This is a genomic window from Kitasatospora sp. NPDC059803 (genome assembly GCF_042732255.1).
Taxonomy (GTDB): domain Bacteria; phylum Actinomycetota; class Actinomycetes; order Streptomycetales; family Streptomycetaceae; genus Kitasatospora.
Map to the genome: position 1 here is coordinate 1 of NZ_JBHWIJ010000057.1, position 18,654 is coordinate 18,654.

At 74.0% G+C, this 18,654-nt stretch carries 16 protein-coding genes and 2 riboswitches; of the genes, 4 read left to right on the plus strand and 12 right to left on the minus strand.

The features are described 5' to 3' along the window. Nucleotides 1-54 precede the first annotated feature (54 nt). From ACFV6I_RS12550 to ACFV6I_RS12565, 4 genes are all read right to left on the minus strand, one after another. On the minus strand, nucleotides 55-999 hold the full coding sequence (locus ACFV6I_RS12550) for an ROK family glucokinase (RefSeq protein ID WP_063347268.1): 945 nt from the start codon (nucleotides 997-999) through the stop codon (nucleotides 55-57). 192 nt (nucleotides 1,000-1,191) lie between these two features. Then, nucleotides 1,192-1,569, minus strand: a complete 378-nt coding sequence (locus ACFV6I_RS12555; RefSeq protein ID WP_350884427.1) for a DUF5304 family protein — start codon at nucleotides 1,567-1,569, stop codon at nucleotides 1,192-1,194. An 85-nt stretch (nucleotides 1,570-1,654) separates the two neighbouring features. After that, on the minus strand, nucleotides 1,655-2,827 hold the full coding sequence (locus ACFV6I_RS12560; protein WP_363377758.1) for an ArsA-related P-loop ATPase: 1,173 nt from the start codon (nucleotides 2,825-2,827) through the stop codon (nucleotides 1,655-1,657). A gap of 24 nt (nucleotides 2,828-2,851) precedes the next feature. Beyond that, nucleotides 2,852-3,313 (minus strand): SRPBCC family protein, encoded by a 462-nt coding sequence (locus tag ACFV6I_RS12565; RefSeq protein WP_063347271.1) that lies wholly within the window; start codon nucleotides 3,311-3,313, stop codon nucleotides 2,852-2,854. A gap of 325 nt (nucleotides 3,314-3,638) precedes the next feature. On the opposite strand from ACFV6I_RS12565, the gene ACFV6I_RS12570 reads away from it, so the two are divergent. Continuing rightward, nucleotides 3,639-5,432: a long-chain fatty acid--CoA ligase gene (locus ACFV6I_RS12570; RefSeq protein ID WP_063347272.1), complete on the plus strand. Its 1,794-nt coding sequence runs from the start codon at nucleotides 3,639-3,641 to the stop codon at nucleotides 5,430-5,432. Between the two features lie 47 nt (nucleotides 5,433-5,479). On the opposite strand, the gene ACFV6I_RS12575 is transcribed toward ACFV6I_RS12570, so the two are convergent. Beyond that, on the minus strand, nucleotides 5,480-6,616 hold the full coding sequence (locus ACFV6I_RS12575; protein ID WP_063347273.1) for a glycosyltransferase family 4 protein: 1,137 nt from the start codon (nucleotides 6,614-6,616) through the stop codon (nucleotides 5,480-5,482). 244 nt (nucleotides 6,617-6,860) lie between these two features. Here ACFV6I_RS12575 and ACFV6I_RS12580 point away from each other — a divergent pair, with 244 nt between their 5' ends. Then, nucleotides 6,861-8,300 (plus strand): glycosyltransferase family 87 protein, encoded by a 1,440-nt coding sequence (locus ACFV6I_RS12580; RefSeq protein ID WP_063347274.1) that lies wholly within the window; start codon nucleotides 6,861-6,863, stop codon nucleotides 8,298-8,300. A 13-nt stretch (nucleotides 8,301-8,313) separates the two neighbouring features. Here ACFV6I_RS12580 and ACFV6I_RS12585 read toward each other — a convergent pair whose 3' ends face one another. The 6 genes from ACFV6I_RS12585 to ACFV6I_RS12610 all read right to left on the minus strand — a co-directional run bounded on the left by ACFV6I_RS12585 (nucleotide 8,314) and on the right by ACFV6I_RS12610 (nucleotide 15,582). Continuing rightward, nucleotides 8,314-9,345, minus strand: coding sequence for a hypothetical protein (locus ACFV6I_RS12585; RefSeq protein ID WP_380424968.1), 1,032 nt, complete (start codon nucleotides 9,343-9,345; stop codon nucleotides 8,314-8,316). 188 nt (nucleotides 9,346-9,533) lie between these two features. After that, complete coding sequence (locus ACFV6I_RS12590; protein WP_380424970.1) at nucleotides 9,534-10,580, minus strand: NlpC/P60 family protein; 1,047 nt, start codon at nucleotides 10,578-10,580, stop codon at nucleotides 9,534-9,536. Between the two features lie 227 nt (nucleotides 10,581-10,807). Continuing rightward, nucleotides 10,808-11,953, minus strand: a complete 1,146-nt coding sequence (locus tag ACFV6I_RS12595) for an NlpC/P60 family protein (RefSeq protein WP_063347277.1) — start codon at nucleotides 11,951-11,953, stop codon at nucleotides 10,808-10,810. A gap of 10 nt (nucleotides 11,954-11,963) precedes the next feature. Further along, a riboswitch (cyclic di-AMP (ydaO/yuaA leader) is annotated at nucleotides 11,964-12,113 on the minus strand. A gap of 338 nt (nucleotides 12,114-12,451) precedes the next feature. Then, nucleotides 12,452-13,486: an NlpC/P60 family protein gene (locus ACFV6I_RS12600; RefSeq protein ID WP_063347278.1), complete on the minus strand. Its 1,035-nt coding sequence runs from the start codon at nucleotides 13,484-13,486 to the stop codon at nucleotides 12,452-12,454. A gap of 200 nt (nucleotides 13,487-13,686) precedes the next feature. Beyond that, nucleotides 13,687-15,048: an NYN domain-containing protein gene (locus ACFV6I_RS12605; RefSeq protein WP_380424980.1), complete on the minus strand. Its 1,362-nt coding sequence runs from the start codon at nucleotides 15,046-15,048 to the stop codon at nucleotides 13,687-13,689. Nucleotides 15,049-15,318: 270 nt separating this feature from the next. After that, on the minus strand, nucleotides 15,319-15,582 hold the full coding sequence (locus ACFV6I_RS12610) for a hypothetical protein (protein WP_063347279.1): 264 nt from the start codon (nucleotides 15,580-15,582) through the stop codon (nucleotides 15,319-15,321). A 201-nt stretch (nucleotides 15,583-15,783) separates the two neighbouring features. Between ACFV6I_RS12610 and ACFV6I_RS12615 the strand changes: the two genes are divergently transcribed. Then, a complete protein-coding gene (locus ACFV6I_RS12615) occupies nucleotides 15,784-16,566 on the plus strand; it encodes a rhomboid family intramembrane serine protease (RefSeq protein ID WP_380375654.1) in 783 nt (260 codons plus the stop codon). Between the two features lie 41 nt (nucleotides 16,567-16,607). Continuing rightward, on the plus strand, nucleotides 16,608-16,889 hold the full coding sequence (locus ACFV6I_RS12620; protein ID WP_063347281.1) for an Lrp/AsnC ligand binding domain-containing protein: 282 nt from the start codon (nucleotides 16,608-16,610) through the stop codon (nucleotides 16,887-16,889). Nucleotides 16,890-16,894: 5 nt separating this feature from the next. On the opposite strand, the gene ACFV6I_RS12625 is transcribed toward ACFV6I_RS12620, so the two are convergent. Further along, entirely contained in the window at nucleotides 16,895-18,328 is a 1,434-nt protein-coding gene (locus ACFV6I_RS12625; RefSeq protein WP_380424975.1) for an aminotransferase class V-fold PLP-dependent enzyme, read from the minus strand. A gap of 52 nt (nucleotides 18,329-18,380) precedes the next feature. Further along, nucleotides 18,381-18,498: riboswitch (SAM riboswitch) on the minus strand. Nucleotides 18,499-18,654 lie beyond the last annotated feature (156 nt).

An 18,654-nucleotide genomic window follows, 5' to 3' on the forward strand; every position in this document is an offset into this window, starting at 1 on the left:
GTCCGGGGTTGGTCGGGGTCCGGTCGCACCGCCGCCGGCGGGTTCAGGGGGTGGCTACGCGGTGCGGGCCAGGTCGGCGGCGCCGACGATGCCGGCGGCGGAGCCCATCGAGGCCAGCACGACCTCGGCGCGCGGGCGGTGGATGCCGCCGGTGAGGTAGTGCTCGAAGGCCTTGGCGACCGGGTCGAGCAGCAGGCGGCCGGAGTCGGAGACGCCGCCGCCGAGGACGAAGACGCCCGGGTCGAAGAGCGCGGCGAGGTCGGCCATGCCGCGGCCGAGCCAGTCGGCCAGTTCGGCGTAGCACTCCAGGGCGAGCGGGTCGCCCTCCTCGGCCGCCTCGGTGATGTGGATGCCGCGGATGGTCTCGGCGACGCCGTCGTTGAGCTCCAGCATCCGCCGGCCGCGCACCTGGTCGGCGGCGGCCTTCTCCCGGCCGTAGCGGCGCAGCGCCCGCCCGGAGCCGTACTGCTCCCAGCAGCCCTTGCCGCCGCAGCCGCAGGTCAGGCCGTCGGGGACCATGTTGAGGTGGCCGATCTCGCCGGCCACGCCGAACCGGCCGCGGTGCAGCCGGCCGTCGAGGACGATGCCGCCGCCGATGCCGGTGCCGACGGTGATCAGCACCATGTCCTGGTGGTCGGCGGCGGCGCCGAAGCGGAACTCGGCCCAGGCGGCGCAGTTGGCGTCGTTCTCGACGACGGTGTCCAGGCCGGCGAGCTCCTCGATGCGGCCGCGCAGCGGCTCGTTCTCCCAGTCGATGTTGGGAGCGAAGATCACCGTGGAACGGTTGCTGTCCACGAAGCCGGGGGCGCCGACGCCGACGGCGGTGACGTCGGGGTGCTGCTCCTTGAGCTCGCGCACGGCCTGCGCGATGGCATCGACCGCCCACTGCGGGTCGGCCGGGGTGGGCACCCTGGTCCGGGCCAGGATCGCGCCCGCCTCGTCGACCACGCCTGCCGCGATCTTGGTCCCGCCGACATCGACGCCGATGGTCAGAGCCATGTGTCCCTCAGCTATTCACTCGTTCCCGCTGGGCGGAACGGTACCGCCCAACCCTGCCCCCGTACACAGCCTCGCATACATTAACCGAAGACAATCATGGACCAACCGGGCCGTGACGCTTCAAAAGTCGTATCTAATCGCCCGCTTCGTCACGCACCAGAGCAACGCGATCACGGTTCGAAGGTTACGGATTCACTGCTTGGCGGACGCCTCGTCAGGCGTGTCGAGGTCGATCCGCTCGGTGGCGGCGCCCTCACCGGCCGTCCAGCGGTGCTCGTGGCCGGCCACCGCGGCCCGGTAGGCGGCCAGCAGCTCGGTGCCCGCGGCGGCCAGCCCGGAGCCGGCGGCGGCGAGGTGGGAGTAGACCTCGGGCTGCTGGGTGCGCAGCCGGTCGGCCAGCCCGGAGAGGGTGATCAGGGTGTCGGCGCTCGCCTCCTGCGCCTTCTGGCCGACGGCGGAGGCGAGCTTGCGCACCTCGTCCACCAGCGGGCCCAGCTCCGGCCCGAACGGGTGGGCCTGCGGGCCGCCCGGCTCGGCGGTGGGCTCGGTCCGGTCGTCGGTGCTGGTCATCGCGGGCGCCTCCTCGGCCGTGGCCGCACCCCGCGGCCCTCGGGCCCGACGCTACCGGACAGCCCGCAGGGACCCCGAAAGGGCTTCAGCCCCGGGGCCAGAGCGCCGGGTCGGGCGCGAACCGCACCGAGAGCGCCCCGTCGTGCAGGCTCGCGCCGGCCACCGTGCAGCGGCGCAGCGCGGACGGCAGGGTGAGCACCCGGCGGTGGGCGCCGAGGCCGACGACCAGTTCGTCGCCGCGCCGGACGAGGTCCAGCTCGGCCCGGTCGGCGCCAGGCAGCGCGAGGTGCCAGACCAGCAGGCCCTCCTCGGCGAGGCGGTCCTCGACCGGCCAGGGCTCGGGGGCCAGCCGCTCCGGGCCGGGCCCGTCCCCGTACAGCCGGTCGGCGACGGCCTCCAGGGTGGCCTCGGCCAGTCCGGTGGCCAGCACCGGGGCGTCGGTCTCGGCCGCGAGCTCGGCCAGCTCCTCCCGGCGGCGGCGGGCCAGCGCGGCCAGCCACGGGTCCGGCGAGTCGGCCGCGCCCTCGGGCAGCACGCCGTGCACCACGACGGCGTCCGGCCGGTGGCCGTGCAGGGCCAACCCGGCCCGGATCCGGCCCAGTTCCTGGTACGGGTGGCCGTCGGCGGGCACGACCAGGCGCACGCTGGTGCCGGGCGCGGCGATCGCGGCGCGGGACTCGGCGAGCACCGCGGCGGCCTTGGTCCGCCCCTCGTACAGCCACTCGGCGGGCATCGGCACGCCGGCCAGGCCGGCCAGCAGCGGGCGCAGCGCCCGGGCCGCCTGCCGCTGCTCGGGGACGAGCCGGTCCAGGTAGCGCTCCAACTGCTCGGGCAGGGCGAGGGTGGCGATCAGCTCGGCGGGCGGCGGGGCGAGCACGACCAGGACGTCCTGGTCGGCGGCGGGCAGGGCGCGCAGCAGGGCGATCCGGGCGATGCCGGGGAGGGCGGTCAGCTCCTCGGGGTCGAGCTGCTCGGCACCGAGCAGGTCGAGGGCGGGCTTGAGCCGGCTGGTGAGCTCGCCGGCGGCGTACCGGAAGGCGGCCTGCTCGTCGATCCGGGAGACGGTCAGGCCGGGTGCGTAGCGGGCCGGTTCGGGCTCCAGGCGGGTGCCGAGGACGCCGTCCAGGGCGCGGTGCGGGTCGTCGGCGGCCAGCAGCCAGGTGCGGTGGCCGCGCCGGGCCGCGTGCAGGGCGGTGGCGGCGGCCACCACGGGCGCGCCCGCGTCGCCGCTGACCAGGATGGTGCGTGTCGCCGTCATGCCGTCGGCCCCCGTTCCGCCGCGTCAGCCCTGGACGGGCTTCTTGCCGTCGGCGTCCTCGACGCGCTTCTTCAGACCGGCCAGGGCGCGGTCGATGATGACCTTCTCGGCCTTGCGCTTGATCATGCCGAGCATCGGGATCTTGACGTCCACGGCGAGCTGGTACGTCACCTCGGTGCGGCTGCCGGAGAGCGGGGCGAGGGTGTAGGAGCCGTCCAGCGAGCGGAGCATCTGGCTGCGCACGAGGGTCCAGCCGACCTCGCGGTCGCCGTCCCAGGTGTAGGCGAGGACGTGCTCGTCACGGATGGCGCCGGCGTCGAGCAGCAGGCGGACCTGGGCGGCGCGGCCGTTCTCGCCGGCTTCCAGGACCTCGACCTCCTTGACCTCGCCGGTCCAGGCCGGGTAGGCGGCGAAGTCGGCGATCACGGCCATGACCGTGGCCGGGGTCGCGTCGATGGTGATGCTCGACCTGGTGTGCTCCGCCATGGAATGGCCCTCCGCGTCGTCCCTCTGCCTGCCGGTCCGGTCGAGCGTGCTCGGCCTTGTCCGCCCGGAGCAGGCTACCGCGACCGGCGATCGGCTCGGCCGCGCGGGCCGCGGCTCGGCGGGGGCCCGGCGCCGGTCGGCGGGGCATGCTACCGGCCGGTCACCTCGGGGCTGTCGTAGGGTGCCATTCGAACGACCCGGTCACGGCCTGGTCGGACCCGGCCGGGTGTGACACTTCGAACACCGGAGCCGACCCCCCTGGTCGAAGCTGCCTACCGGGCAGTAACGTCCTGCCGTCCCGCAGCGTCGCGAACGAGGAGCAGTCTTGCTCGACTTCAGCCTTCCGGCTCTCTACCAGGTACCCAGCGGCGGTAATCTCTCCGACCCTGTGCACCGGAACGCAGCGGAGCACCCGGATGTCGCGGTGCTCAGCCGTAAGGTGGACGGCCGCTGGCAGGAGTTGACCGCGGTGCAGTTCCTGGCCGAGGTGCACGCCGCCGCCAAGGGCCTGATCGCCGCGGGCATCGAGCCGGGCGACCGGGTGGGCGTCATGTCCCGCACCCGGTACGAGTGGACGCTGCTGGACTTCGCGATCTGGACGGCCGGCGCGATCACCGTCCCGGTGTACGAGACCTCCTCCGCCGAGCAGGTCGAGTGGATCCTCGGCGACTCCGGCGCGGTCGCCGTCGTCACCGAGACCGACCAGCACGTCAAGGTGGTCGACGAGGTCCGCGGCCGGCTGACCGGGCTGAAGCACACCTGGCAGATCGAGGGCGGCGCGATCGCCGCGCTGGCCGAGGCCGGGAAGGACGTCCCGGACGAGACGGTGCAGGAGCGCCGCTCGACCGCGACCGCCGACTCGATCGCCACCATCGTCTACACCTCGGGCACCACCGGCCGCCCGAAGGGCTGTCAGCTGACGCACGCCAACTTCCTCGCCGAGTGCGGCAACGTGGTGGAACGCCTGGCCCCGCTGTTCCGCACCGGCGACAGCTCCGTCCTGCTGTTCCTCCCGCTGGCCCACGTGCTCGGCCGGATCGCCGAGATCGCCACCGCGATGGCGCCGATCAAGCTGGGCCACGTCTCCGACATCAGGGACGTCACCGCCGAGCTGGCCGCCTTCAAGCCGAGCCTGATCCTGGGCGTGCCGAGAGTCTTCGAGAAGGTCTACAACACCGCCCGCGCCAAGGCCCAGGCCGACGGCAAGGGCAAGATCTTCGACAAGGCCGCCGACACCGCGATCGCCTACAGCCGGGCGCTGGACGCCGGCGGCGCGGGCCTGGTCCTGCGGATCAAGCACGCGGTCTTCGACAAGCTGGTCTACAGCAAGCTGCGCGCCGCCCTCGGCGGCCGGGCCACCCACGCCATCTCCGGCGGCGCCCCGCTCGGCGAGCGGCTGGGCCACTTCTACCGGGGCATCGGCTTCACCGTCCTGGAGGGCTACGGCCTGACCGAGACCTGCGCTGCCACCGCCTTCAACCCGTGGGACAAGCCGAAGATCGGCACGGTCGGCCAGCCGGTCCCCGGCGCCTCGGTGCGGATCGCCGAGGACGGCGAGGTCTTCTTCAAGGGCCCGCACGTCTTCACCGGCTACTGGAACAACCCGCAGGCCACCGCCGACACCCTCAAGGACGGCTGGATCGCCACCGGCGACCTCGGCTCGCTGGACTCCGAGGGCTACCTGACCATCACCGGCCGCAAGAAGGAGATCATCGTCACCGCAGGCGGCAAGAACGTCGCCCCGGCCGTGATCGAGGACCGCATCCGGGCGCACGCGCTGGTCGGCGAGGTCATGGTGGTCGGCGACCGCAAGCCCTTCGTGGCCTGCCTGGTCACCGTCGACCCGGACTTCTTCCCCAAGTGGAAGGAGCTCAACGGCAAGCCCGCCACCGCCACGGTGGCCGAGCTGAGCCAGGACCCTGACCTGCTGGCCGCCCTCCAGGCCGCGGTGGACGACGGCAACGCGGCCGTCTCGCACGCCGAGGCGGTCAAGAAGTTCCGCCTGCTGGACACCGAGTTCTCCGAGGAGAGCGGCCACCTGACGCCCTCCCTCAAGCTCAAGCGCAACCTCGTGCTGAAGGACTTCGCCGCCGACATCGAGGCGATCTACCAGAAGTAGCCGCAGGGCCCCGCCTCCGCGGAAGGAGGCGGGGCCCGCTCACGTACCTAGGCCGCCAGCAGCGAGGTCAGCCGCCCGGCCAGCAGGTCCCAGCGCCAGGAGCGCTCCACCCAGCGCCGCCCGGCCTCGCCCATCCGCCGCCGCAGCTCCTCGTCGCCCAGCAGCCGGACGATCCGCTCGGCGGCCGCGGCGGCCGAGCCGCCCGGCACCACGTACCCGGTCTCGCCCTCCAGCACCGCGTCCGGCGCGCCGCCGGAGTCGCCCGCGACCACCGGCAGACCGGTCGCCGAGGCCTCCAGGTAGACGATGCCCAGGCCCTCGACGTCCAGCCCCCCGCGCCTGGTCCGGCAGGGCATCGCGAAGACGTCCCCGGCCCCGTAGTGGGCGGGCAGCTCCTCCCACGGCACCGAGCCGGTGAAGCGCACCGAGGCCCGGACTCCCCTGGCGTCGGCCAGCTTCTCCAGGTCCGCCCGGTACGGGCCGCCGCCGACGATCAGCAGCACGGCGTCCGGCACATCGGCGAGGATCTGCGGCATCGCCTCGATCAGCGTGTCCTGCCCCTTGCGCGGCACCAGCCGGGAGACGCAGACCACCACCGGCCGGTCCGCCAGCCCGAGCCGGCGACGCACCTCGGCGCCCCCCGAGCCCGGGTGGAAGGTCGTCTCGTCCACGCCCGGCGGCAGCTGCACCATCCGGGCCGCGGCCTGCGGCCCGACCGCGCCCGCGATCCGGGACCGGGTGTACTCCCCCAGGTACGTCAGCACGTCGGTGCCCGCGCCGATCCGCCGCAGCAGCTGCCGGGCGGCCGGCAGCTGGGCCCAGGCGGCCTCGTGCCCGTGGGTCATGCCGAGCAGCCGCGCCGCACCGGCCCGGCGCAGCGCGGGCGCCATCAGCCCGAGCGGGGCGGCGGCGCCGAACCAGACCGAGTCGCACTTCTCCGCCCGCAGGATCTCGGCGGCCCGCCGGGTGACCCGCGGTGTGGGAACCATCACCTTCGTCCGGTCCCGGATCACCGGGAACGGCTGCTCGGCGTCGAAGCGGGCCACCTCGGTGCCGTCCCGCCAGGTCGAGGCGTACACCACGATGCTCCCGGCGGGCTGACGTACAGCCATGTTGTGCACGAAGGCCTGGATGCCGCCGGGGCGGGGCGGGAAGTCGTTGGTGACGATCAAGGTTCGGTGCATTCAGGCCACGGCTCGCTTGTCGGGGGGTGCGCGGTGTACCGCTGGGTGATCCGTACGATAGGTCAACACCATGACCCGCCGGGAACGGATCCGCGCACGGCAACCGTTTCACCCCCGGGTCAGTCCTAGAACCTAGGCGGCCGGTGGCGGCCCGGCCCAGCGTGCCGTGCCCGCCCCTCCGACCGCCCGGGCGTCCGTCGCGCGGCGCCTCCGGTGGGACGTCCGAGACGAACGAGGGAGCGCAGTGGAGTTGGCCCCGGCCACCGAGTCCGGTACACCCAGCGGCGCCGCCGGCCCCGGCCCGACGCCGGCCGCCCGGCAGGAGCCGGCCCGTGCCCCCGGCCGCCCGTTCGGGGCGCTCGCCGCACTCGGCGCCACCTGGCTGGCCACCCGGACGGTGCTGGTGCTGCTGATGACCGGCGTGGTCAAGGGGCTCGGCGGGGACATCACCGCCGACGTCTGGATGATCTACCACGCCTGGTACGGCGTCCTGCAGACCGGCACCTTCCCGTTCGACGACGTGACCTGGCAGTACCCGCCCGGCGCGGCCCTGGTGATCCTGCTGCCGGGCCTGCTGCCCTGGTCGTACCTGGTCTCCTTCTGGGTGATCTGCGGGATCGCCGACATCGCCGCCACCGCCCTGCTGGTCCGCACCGGACTGCGCCGGGGCCGGGCACTGACCGGCGCCTGGATGTGGGTGGTGGCCGTGCCGCTGCTCGGCCCGATGGTCTACAACCGGCTGGACATCATCGTCACCACGATCGCCCTGGCCGGCCTGCTGGCGCTGATCCGCCGCCCGGCGATCGGCGGGATGCTGCTCGGCCTGGGCGGGATCATCAAGATCTGGCCGCTGCTCGCCCTGATCGGCACCCCCTCCGGCCGCCGCACCCGCCGCGCCTGGACGCTGGCCGCGGCCACCGCCGTCTCGGTGGGCTTCCTGCTCGCGGCCGGGATGAACGGCGCCTTCGGCTTCCTCGCCTTCCAGAAGGAGCGCGGCATCGAGGTGGAGTCGCTCGGCGCGCTGCCGCTGCACTTCGCCCGGCTCGCGGACGCCTGGGACGGCAAGGTCACCATGAACTACGGCTCCCCGGAGATGCTCGGGCCGTGGGTCCCCGTGATCAGCAAGGTGATGATGGCCGGCACCGTGCTGGGCTTCGCCTGGCTGCTGCTCTGGCGCTTCACCGCCAAGCGCCGCAACGCGGCCACCATGTACGACGCGGCGCTCAGCGCGCTGCTCATCTTCACCGTCACCAGCCGGGTGATCAGCCCGCAGTACCTGGTCTGGCTGATCGGCGTCGCCGCGGTCTGCCTGACCGTGCGCGGCAGCAGCCAGCGGCCGGTGGCCCTGCTGATCCTGCTCGCCTGCCCGCTGACGCTGGCCGAGTTCCCGCTGATGTTCAGCCGGATCCTCGCCAGCGAGCCCTGGGGTGTCACCGTGCTCAGCCTGCGCAACCTGCTGCTGCTGGCCGCCACCGTGCTCTCCTGCATCCGGCTCTGGCGCGCCACCCGCGGCCCGGCACAGCTCCCGGCGACGGTGGTGCTGGCCAAGCCCGAGGCGGTGCCCGCCGGCGCCTACCCGGTGCGCCCCGGCATCGCCTACGAGCAGGACCTGCTGGACGGCATCGACCGGCCCGGCACCCCGGCCAGGCAGCGGCCCGGCACCCCGGCCAGGCAGCGGCGCTGAACGACGCGCGCCGTCAATCGCGCAGCGCGGCCACCTCGGCCAGCCAGAGCCGGGTGAACTCGGCCAGGCCGACGCCCGGTCCGGCCCGGAGCAGCCGGTCGAGCCGGCGGTCCCGGTCCTCCCCCTGCCCGTCGGCCGCGCCGACCGCCCGGTAGAACGCCACGAGCCGCTCGGGCCCGTAGCGCCGGGCGATCAGCTCGCAGGCGAGCCAGGCCTGCTCGTAGGCCTGCGCGATGCCGTCGGCGCCCGCGGTGAAGTCCCGGTCGGCGGGCAGCGCGGCGGGCAGCCGGCCGGCGGCGACGTCCCGGGCCAGCTCGGGGGCGATCTGCTGCGGGCGCCGACCGGAGCCCCGGTAGGCGGTCCAGTCGGCGACGCCCTCGGAGAGCCAGAGCGGTGTCCAGGCCCGGGTGTCGGCCCTGGTCACGACGTGGGTGGCCTCGTGGGTGATGACCACCTGCCGGCCGAAGTCGCTGAGCCGCCCGAACGTCCCGGGGTTGACCAGCACCCGGTCGGCGGGGGTGTGCCAGGGCGCGCCGGGGGCGGCCGAGGTGACCGCCGCCATGCCCGTCCAGCCCGCCGGGTCGACCTCCAGCAGCCGGGCGAACTGCTCTGCGGTGGCGGGCACTTCGAGCAGCAGGCGGCCCGCCCAGCCGGTGCCCCAGGCCTCGCTCACGGCGGGCACGGCCCGGTCGGCCACCGCGACCAGGCCGGCCGGGTCGGGCCCGTCGGCCAGGCCCAGCACCAGGCAGTGCGCGCCCGCCGCGGACCGGGCGGAGCCGAGGTCCCAGAGTGCCGGGGGCCCGCTCGCGCTCTCCTCCCGGTCGACCCGCCAGCTGCCGCCGGCCCGGACCAGGTCGATCCGGCGCGGGTACACCACCGGGTAGTCGTCGTACCCGGTGATCCGGACCGCCAGGTCGGCGGCGGCCGTGAGCCGCTCCGGCCCGGCGTCCGCGCCGAGCACCAGGTTGCGGTAGCCGGCCTCGATCGCCGCCGGTCCGGACCAGGAGGGCAGCGCCCGGGCCCGCGCGTCCAGCAGCGCGGCCACCTCGGCCCGCCGGTCCGCCGCCCACCGGCCCGACGCCCGCCCGGCCGCCGAGGGGGCCGCCGGGGCGGCCGGCGGCAGCGACAGCTGGGCCAGCCCGCCGACCGCGAGCAGCAGCGCACCGCGCCGGGACAGCGTCCGGCGGGCGCCGCCTATCGGGTGGGGGGTGTCGGGGTCGGACGGTGCCGGGCTCAGAGCCGGACCACCCCCGCGACCGGCATCGCGTTGACGCTCTCGTAGCGGACCCTGGCGCCCGGGTAGGGGGCGTGCACGATCACCCCGCCGCCGGCGTACATCCCGACGTGGTGCATGTCCCGGTAGAAGATCACCAGGTCTCCCGGCCGCGCTTCGGAGAGGCTGACCCGCTGCCCGGCGTACGCCTGGGCCTGCGAGGTGCGCGGCAGGGTCACTCCGGCCTGCCGCCAGCTGTAGTACATCAGACCGGAGCAGTCGAAGGCGCGGGGCCCGGTGGATCCGTAGAGGTAGGGCGAGCCGATCATCCGCACCGCGGCGGCCAGTGCGGCCGCCCCGCGCTCGGAGGCGGGCGGGGCCGTGCCGAGGTCCAGCCGGTCGGTGCCCCGGGTGGCGCGCTGCTCGGCCTCCTGGGCGTCCTGGGCGGCCATCCGGGCCCGCTCGGCGACGCCCAGGCTGTTCAGCAGCCGCTGGGCCTTGGTGAGCCGCTGCTGGATCTGCTGCTTGCTGTCGGCGAGCGAGCGGCGGGCCTGGTCGAGTTCGGCGAGCTTTCCGGCGGTCTCGGTGCGGCGCTGGTCGAGCCGGCGCTGGCGGGTGGCCAGTTCGTGCAGGGTCTCCTGCTGCCGCTCGGCGGCCTGGTCGAGGGTGCGGGCCCGGGACAGGTAGCCCTCCGGGTCGGTGGAGAGCATCAGCTGGACGGTCTGGGCCATGCCGCCGCCGCGGTACTCGGCGCCGGCCACGGTGGCGAGGTCGCCGCGCAACTGGTTGAGCTGGTCCTGGGCGACGGCGATCTCGCCCTGGAGGACGGTCGTCTCGCCCTGGAGGCGCTGCTGCGTCTCCAGGGCGGCGTTGTACTTCTCGGACGCCTGCTCGGCCTCGCCGTAGAGCTGTTCCACCTGCGCCTTGACGTCCTTGCGGGTGGGCGTGTCCGGCACGGCGGGGGCGGCCTGGGCGCTGCCGCCCGCCGTCACGCCCAGGGCGGTGGTGGCGGCCGCGGTCAGCACCAGCGCACGGGCGAGCAGTTGGGGACGACGGTGCACGGGCATGGCGGCAGCGGCTCCGATCCGGCGGTGGGGCCCCGCCGCCGCACCAACGCGGGCGGCCCTGGAAGCGGAGTCCGGTGGCAGACGTTAGCGAGTCCGGGCAACCGAGTCCAAACCCCTGCCAACCCGAATATTTGACCCGTAATCGGACATCAGTCCGAGGCGCCGGAAAAGCCGCTGGCCCGGCCTTCCGTGGTGGAAGGCCGGGCCTGGGAGGGCCTGCGCGGGGATCAGACCCGCACGATGGAGGTCAGCGGCATGTTGCCGACCGCCTCGTAGCGGACCGACGCGCCGGGCTTGGGCGCGTGCAGCACCTGGCCGTTGCCGGCGTAGATGCCGACGTGGTGGGCGTCCCCGTAGAAGATCAGCAGGTCGCCGGGCTGGGCCTGGGAGAGGTCGGTGCCGATCCGGGTACCGGCGTGGGCCTGCTCCTGCGAGGTGCGCGGCAGCGCCACGTCGACCTGGTTGAACGCCCAGACCATCAGGCCCGAGCAGTCGAAGGAGCCGGGGCCGGAGGCGCCGTAGACGTACGGGCTGCCGATCTTGGAGGCGGCGATGGACAGCGCCGCGGCGCCGCGCGAGCTGCCGGCGCTCGGCTTGGTGACCGGCGCGGCGGGGGCCTGCGACGCGCTCAGGTCGGTGCGGCTGTTGTCGCGGGAGGAGCGGTCGGCGGCCTGCTGGGCCGCCGCCTGCTGCTGGGCGGCCTTCGCGGCGGCGTCGGCCTTCGCCTTGGCCTCGGCGGCGGCCTTCTCCTCGGCCGCGCGGATCGCCTGGCGCTCCTGCTCGGACAGGGTGTTGAAGAGGTCCTGCGCGGCCTTGAGCTTGCCCTGGACCTCGTCCTTGGCGCTCTTCAGCTGCTGGGTGGTGGTCTCCATCTCGGCGAGCTTGCCCTGGGCCTCGGAGCGCACCTGGTCGAGCTTGCGCTGCTCGTCCTGGAGCTGCTTGAGCTGGCCCTTCTGGGTGCCGCCGGCCTGGTTCAGCGTGTCGGCCTGGCTCAGGAAGGTGTCCGGGCTGGCGGAGAACATCAGCTGGACGGTCTGCGATATGCCGCCGTTGCGGTACTGCTCGCCGGCGATCTCGGCCAGGCCGCCCTGAAGGTCGGTCACCTGCCCCTGCTGCCGCGCCACCTGGTCCTGGAGGTCGGTGACCTGCTTCTGCAGCTGCTGCTGCTTCTCCTGGGCGGCGTTGAGCTTCTCGGTCGCGACCTCGGCCTGCTCGTTGAGCTGGTCGACCTGCTCCTTGACCTGGTCCTTGGTCGGCTGCGGGTCGGCGTGGGCGCCGGACTGCGCGGACAGCGCGACGGCCGCGGCGGCGAAGCCGGTCATGATCGAGACCCGGGTGCGACTAGCGGGCTTGGGACGACGATGGGACGCCACGAAGGCGGACTCCTTCTTCCTACGCCGTCTACCGGGTGAGCTGACGGGTTCGGGCCGGAAGCGTGCCCTACGACGCCTCACGGCCGTTCCACCGGCCGACCTGGCGCCGATTCACCCCGGAGGAACGTGGTTCCCCGGCTCCGTTCGACAGCACCCCCGACTGCTGGGCTCCCCGTCGGGCAGGCACTGGGCCCGCCCCGCTGCGTCACGAACTCGACGGAAACCACCGCCGTCACCCTGGCTGGGCGATCGGGAGTGCGGTGGCTCGGGGCACGACCCTAGTAACTGAACCGTGATCCGTTCAAATCCTTGTCAGAAAAAAGACGGAAGAAGACCAAAGTTCTTTTGTGAATATGACACATAGTGATCACCGCCGTACGCAAAGCTGATCAGTCTTCACCGGGGACTCGCGCGACGGACAAAACCCGAACGCCACCCCCGGTCGGAGGGTGGCGTGGATCACAGGCCCGGACGGGGCCCTTCGGGCGTGTCGGGCCGTCAGACCCGGCGGATCGTGTTGATCGGCATCGCGTCGACCTTCATCACCTTCACCACGTCGCCGGTGTGCGGCGCGTGCACCACCATGCCGTTGCCGATGTACATCCCGACGTGGTGCCGGTCGGGGCCGTAGATGACCAGGTCGCCCGGCTGGGCCTGGTCCAGCGTGACCTTGGTGCCGACGTTGCCCTGCTCCTGCGAGGTACGCGGCAGCGAGACGCCGGCCTGGCCGTACGCCCAGACCATCAGGCCCGAGCAGTCGAAGGTGGTCGAGCCGGTGGCGCCCCACACGTACGGCGAGCCCTGCTTGCTCATCGCCTTGGCGACGGCCACGCCCGCGTAGCCGCCGGCCTGCGGGAGGCTGCCGAGGTCGGCCCGGTCGCTGCCGCGCGAGGCGCGGTCGTCCTGCTGCTGCTGGGCCCGCAGCGCGGCGCGGTCGGAGGCGCTGAGCGAGTTCAGCAGATCCTGCGCGGCCTTGAGCTTCTGGTTGACGTCCGTCTTGGCCTGGTTCAGGTCCTTGGTGGTGGAGTCGAGCGAGGCCAGGACGGCGGCGGCCTCGGACTTCTCCTGGTCCAGCCGACGCTGCTGGTCCAGCAGGCCCTTGAGCGCCTCGGACTCGCTGGCGCTGGCCTGCTGGGCGCTGGACGCCTTCTCCAGGTAGCCGGACGGGTCCGAGGAGAGCATCAGCTGGACGGACGGGTCGATGCCGCCGGTGCGGTACTGCTCGCCCGCCACGCCGGCCAGGCCGGTCTGGAGCTGGGTCATCTCGTCCTGGCTGCGGGCCACCTTGTCCTGCAGCTGGTCGGACTGCTTGCGGAGCTGGTCGGCCCGCTCCTTAGCGCCGTTGTACTTCTCCGCCGCCTGCTCCTGGTCCTGCTGGAGCTGGTCGATCTGCGCCTTGACGTCGCTCTTGCTGGGCTGGGGCGCGGCGTGCGCGGCGACCTGCGCGGAGAGGGCGACCGCGGTCGCCGCGGCAGCGGTGAGCACGGAGACCCGGGCGCGGCTCGGCTGCTTGGGACGGCGGTGGGAGGCCAAGGGAATTGCTCCTTCTTCCATCGGCCTCACCCGATCAGGTGAGAATCCGGAAAATAGGTTTGACGCCACACCCTAGGGAAGATCCACGGGTTTTGCCACTCCCCCGAAGGCGTGAACTCCACTTCCCCCGCAGGCTTCACCGGATGTGCACACCGCCGCAAACCGGGCGCTGACCAGGCGTCATTCCGTCGAGGCAGCCGTCAGGGCCGCGCCAGCCGGTTCAGCAGCAGAACGGAAGCCACGGGGCGCGCGCCCGCCTTCCGCACGCCCTCCGCGACCTCCCGGTCGGTGGACACCACCACCACCGGACGCCCCTGCGGCTCGGCCCGCACCAGACGGCGGATCAGCTCGTCCGCGGTCTCGCCGGTCCGGCTGAACCGCACCCGCACCCCCCGCGGTGGCGCCATGATCACCGGAACGTCCAGGTCCTGCCCGTCGAACACGCAGGTGACCTCCGCCTGCGTGCGCTGGGCCAGCATCGCCAGCCCGCCCAGCAGCCGGATCCGCTGCTGCTCCAGCGGCAGCGTCGGATAGCCCGTCTTGGTCACGTTGTAGCCGTCCACCACCAGGTGCACCTGCGGGATCGCCAGCAACTGGTCCAGCAGCGCCGGATCGTCGTCGGCCAGACCGCGCCGGGCCACGTCGTGCGGCGAGGCCGCCCCCGGCACCACCGCCTCCACCAGGTCCCCCGGCCGGATCTGGGAGACCGGCAGCGCCAGCTCCCGCTGGAGCCCCTGCGCCGACTGCAGCACCGTGTCCAGCAGCAGCCGCAGCCGCATGTCCTCGACGCTGCGGCCCTCGCGGGCCGACCGGCGGCCCTGCTCGGCCGCCGTCTCCAGCTCGCCGACCCGGTGCCGCAGCCGCCGCGCCTCGGACTCCGCAGCGCCGCGCTCGGTGGCCGCCTGCGCCCTCGCGGCCTCCAGCTCGGCGGTCAGCCGCCTGGTCTCGGCCTGCGCCCGGCGGGTGTCGCTCTCCAGCGAGCGCACCTTCTTCCGCAGCGACTCGGCCTCCCGGCGGACGTCCTCGGACTCCGCACGCTGCCGCTCCAGGTCCGCCCGGGCCGCTGACCGCAGCTCGGCGAGCTCCGCCTGCAACTTCTCCACCAGCCGGGTGGCCTCGGCGGCCGCACCCTCGGCGCCGGCCCGCTCGGCCTCCTCCCCGGCCTCGGCCACCAGCCGGCTCCAGCCGGCCGACCGCACCAGGTAGGCGGCGGCCGCGACGTCCATCGGATCGGCGGCGCCCGGGACGCTGCCCGACTCCAACGCCTTCACCAGGTCCGGCTGGCCCAGCCTCAACCGCTCCGCTATCCGCACCCGGAACGCCGGCTCCGACTCCAGCGCCGCGGCCAGCGCCGTGGCCGCGTACTTGGCCCGCCGGGCCGGGGTGAACTTGACGTACTGGCGCAGGCTCTGCGGGAGCTCGCCGGGCGGCAGCCCGCCGAGCGCGTCCGAGGCCAGGCCGACCACGCGCCGGCGCACGCCCTCGGGCAGCGGCCGGTCCAGCTTCTCGGCAGCACGCTCCGCCACCGCCTCGCCGGAACCCACCGCCTCGCCGGAGCCCACCGACGCATCGGAACCCGCCGCCTCGCCGACGGCCGCGGGCCCGGACGGGGCCGCGTCGGCGGCCTGCGCCTGCGCGGCGGCAGCAGGCTGAAGCCCCTGCGCTTCGGCGGGCTCCCTCGCTGCGTCCACCACGTCCTCGGCTCCGATCCTGGTCCTACGGGGTCACGGCCCGCGGCCGCCGCCCTGTCGTCACGCTCCGTGCGTCCTGTCTGTATTGTCCCAGCGCGGCGGGCAGGCGCGCCGCGCACCCGCCCCCCGCGCCGTCGGGCGTCAACCCTGCTCGGCGGAGGCCTCCGCGCTCTCGGCGCCCGGACGGGCCACCAGCTCGACCTGGTCCACGGCGTTGCACCAGCGGCAGCGCACCGACTCGATCGTCTCGCTCAGCACCTCGGTCTCCTCGACCTTGGACTCGCCGGCCAGGTCGAAGTGCAGGAACTCGGTGACCCGCGCGGTGCGGGTCACGTCGAAGCGGGTGAGGTTTCCGCACAGGGTGCAGCGCCAGCGCGTCTCGGCGGTCAGGGCGGGGACGGTCATCGGGGGTCCTCTCGGGTGGTCCCTGGGTGGGCTAGGCGCTCCCCCCGGGGCCCCGGCGTCGGCGGCGGGAGGCGGGATTGCCCGCCCCAAGCCTATTGCCTGAGGCAACCATCCCGGCCACCAGTCAGGAGAACGAGCGGGCTAGTCCACCTGCCGTACAAGGCCGTGTCACACGCCCGACACGGAGGGATGCTTGGCCGCATGGCACTGACGGCCCCCGGGCACACCGACGCGTGGGGCGAACGCCCGTCCGTGCCTGCCCCGGCGGTCACCTACGCCCTGATCGCGGTCAACACCCTGGTGTTCCTGCTGGGCCCGGCCGCCGGGCTCAATCCGCTGTACGGCACCGGCCAGTCCCGGCTCTGCGCGGAGCAGCGGTACGAGCAGCGCTGGGGCGTCATCCCCGCCGAGGTGCTGGCCGGCCGCCCGCTGACCGCCGAGCAGCTGGCCCAGGCCCCCGACCCGGCCCCGGGCTGCCCGGCCGCGCCCACCCCGGCCAAGCACCCGGCGCTGTCCGTCCTCACCGGGCTCTTCGTGCACGCGGGCTGGCTGCACCTGCTGGGCAACCTGCTCTTCCTCCACGTCTTCGGCCCCACCGTCGAACAGCGGCTGGGCCGGGCCCGGTTCGCCCTCTTCTACCTGGCCGCCGGCAGTCTGGCCACGTACGGCTTCGCCCTCGCCGAGGCGCACTCCCCGGGCTCCACCCGGGTGCTGATCGGCGCCTCCGGCGCGATCTCCGCCGTCCTCGGCGCCTACCTGCGCTTCCATCCGCGCGCCCGGGTGACGACGCTCGTCCCGCTGCTGCTGTTCCTGCCGCTGCGCTTCCCGGCCTGGCTGGTGCTCGGCCTCTGGTTCGCCCTGCAGTGGTGGTCGGTCCACTCGGCCGGGCCCGGGGTGGCCTATCTGGTCCACGTGATCGGCTTCGCGGCGGGCTTCCTCTACGCCTGCACGGCGGTCAGCCACCCCCCGAGACGACCCGGCTGACGCCCGATACGCTGGCGGCACCCCACAAAGGAGCCCGAACAGTGATCACCGCCATCGTCCTGATCAAGACCAGTGTCGACCGCATCCCGGAGATCGCCGAGGCCATCGCGGCCATCGAGGGCGTCAGCGAGGTGTACTCGGTGACCGGTGGCTACGACCTGGTGGCGATGGTCCGGGTGCGCCGGCACGACGATCTGGCCGCGGTCATCCCGGGCCGGCTGAACAAGGTCCCGGGCGTGGCCCACACCGAGACCCAGATCGCCTTCCGCACCTACTCCCAGCACGACCTCGAGGCCGCCTTCGCCCTCGGCCTGGACGAGTAGGCCCCTCAGCCCTGCCGACGCCCCCGGTCGACCTCCACGGTGGCGACGCAGCGTCCGCCCTCGTTGCGGTAGTTCCACGCGGCACCGTCCGTGACCAGCTCGCGGACGGCGGTCAGGAAGCGGTCGACGTGCTCGTCCGGGGTCCCGGCCCCGAAGCTCACCCGGATCGCGTTCAGGCTGCGCTCGCCGGGCAGCGACGGCTCGGGCGCCCCGCACTCGGAGGGGGAGACCTCTTCGTCCCCGAGCAGGGTGCGCAGCAGCGGGTGCGCGCAGAACAGGCCGTCGCGGACCCCGATGCCGTACTCGGCGGACAGCGCGGCCGAGAAGTGCGAGCTGTTCCAGCCCTGGACGACGAAGGACAGCACGCCCACCCGGGCCGCCTCGGCACCGAACAGGTTCAGCACCTTGACCTGCGGGATCTCCGCCAGCCCGGCGGTCAGCCGGGCGATCAGCTGCCGCTCCCGGGCCTCCAGCGCGTCGAAGCCCGCCTCGCTCAGCGCCCGGCAGGCCGAGGCGATCGCATAGGCGCCGATGACGTTCGGCGAGCCGGCCTCGTGCCGGGCCGGGCCGGAGTGCCACTGGACGGCCACCGAGCCGTCGGTCTCCCGGGCCACCGTCCGGGTCGCCCCGCCGCCGGCCAGGTACGGGTCGGCCGCGTCCAGCCAGTCCGCCCGGCCGGCCAGCACACCGGCGCCGAAGGGCGCGTAGATCTTGTGGCCGGAGAAGGCGATCCAGTCGACGTCCAGCTCGCGCACCGAGACCCGGTGGTGCGGGGCCAGCTGGGCGGCGTCCAGCACCACCCGGGCGCCGTGCCGGTGCGCGGTCCCGGTCAGCTCGGCGACCGGCCACAGCTCGCCGGTCACGTTGGAGGCTCCGGTGACGCAGAGCAGCTTGGGGCCCTCGGGCGCCTCGGCGAGCGCGGCGTCCAGGGCGGCGACCGCCTCGGCGTGCGAGCGCGGCGCGCGCAGGTAGTGGACGTCGAGCCCGGCGTGCGCCCAGGGCAGCAGCGAGGCGTGGTGCTCGGTCTCGAAGGCGAACACCCGGGTCCCGGCCGGGACGGCCGAGGCGAGCAGGTTCAGCGAGTCGGTGGTGGCCCGGGTGAAGACCACCTGGTCGCCCTCGCGCAGGTCGAGGAACTCGGCGACGGTGCGGCGGCTCTGCTCGAACAGGTCGGTGGACAGCTGGGAGAGGTACCCGGCGCCGCGGTGCACGCTGCCGTAGTAGGGGGCGTAGGCGGAGACGTCGTCCCAGACCCGCTGGAGCGCCGGGGAGCTGGCCGCGTAGTCGAGGGCCGCGTACCCGACCTTCTCGCCGCTGGCGAGCGGGACCTGGACGTCGTGGCCGAGGACGGCGAGGGGGGCGCAGAGTTCAACACGAGGCTGCCGCGCGGAGCGCGTCGAGACAAGGGTGGCGGCGGGCGACGGGTGGGAGATCGACATGAGGATGCACTCCTTCTGGGGGTGTGGGACCCCGGGAGTACTAGTCGTCGGGCGTCCGCGCTTGCCGCACGGACGATTCGCCGAGCGACCCGGTCCTCACCCAGGGCACCCCGCCACGGACGGAGGGTTGCCGGACAGCAAGCTGGGGCTTGACGCTGTCACTCATGACCTGGCCAAGACTCTAGGTCGCGCCCAGCGAGTGGTCAAACAGGCATCCACCATCCGGACAGCCGAGGAGGGGGCCGCGCCGGTTGGGGGGGGGGGGCCCCCATACCACCCACCCCCCCCTGATGGGCGACGCCCCACACCACCGACCCCTCCAGGCG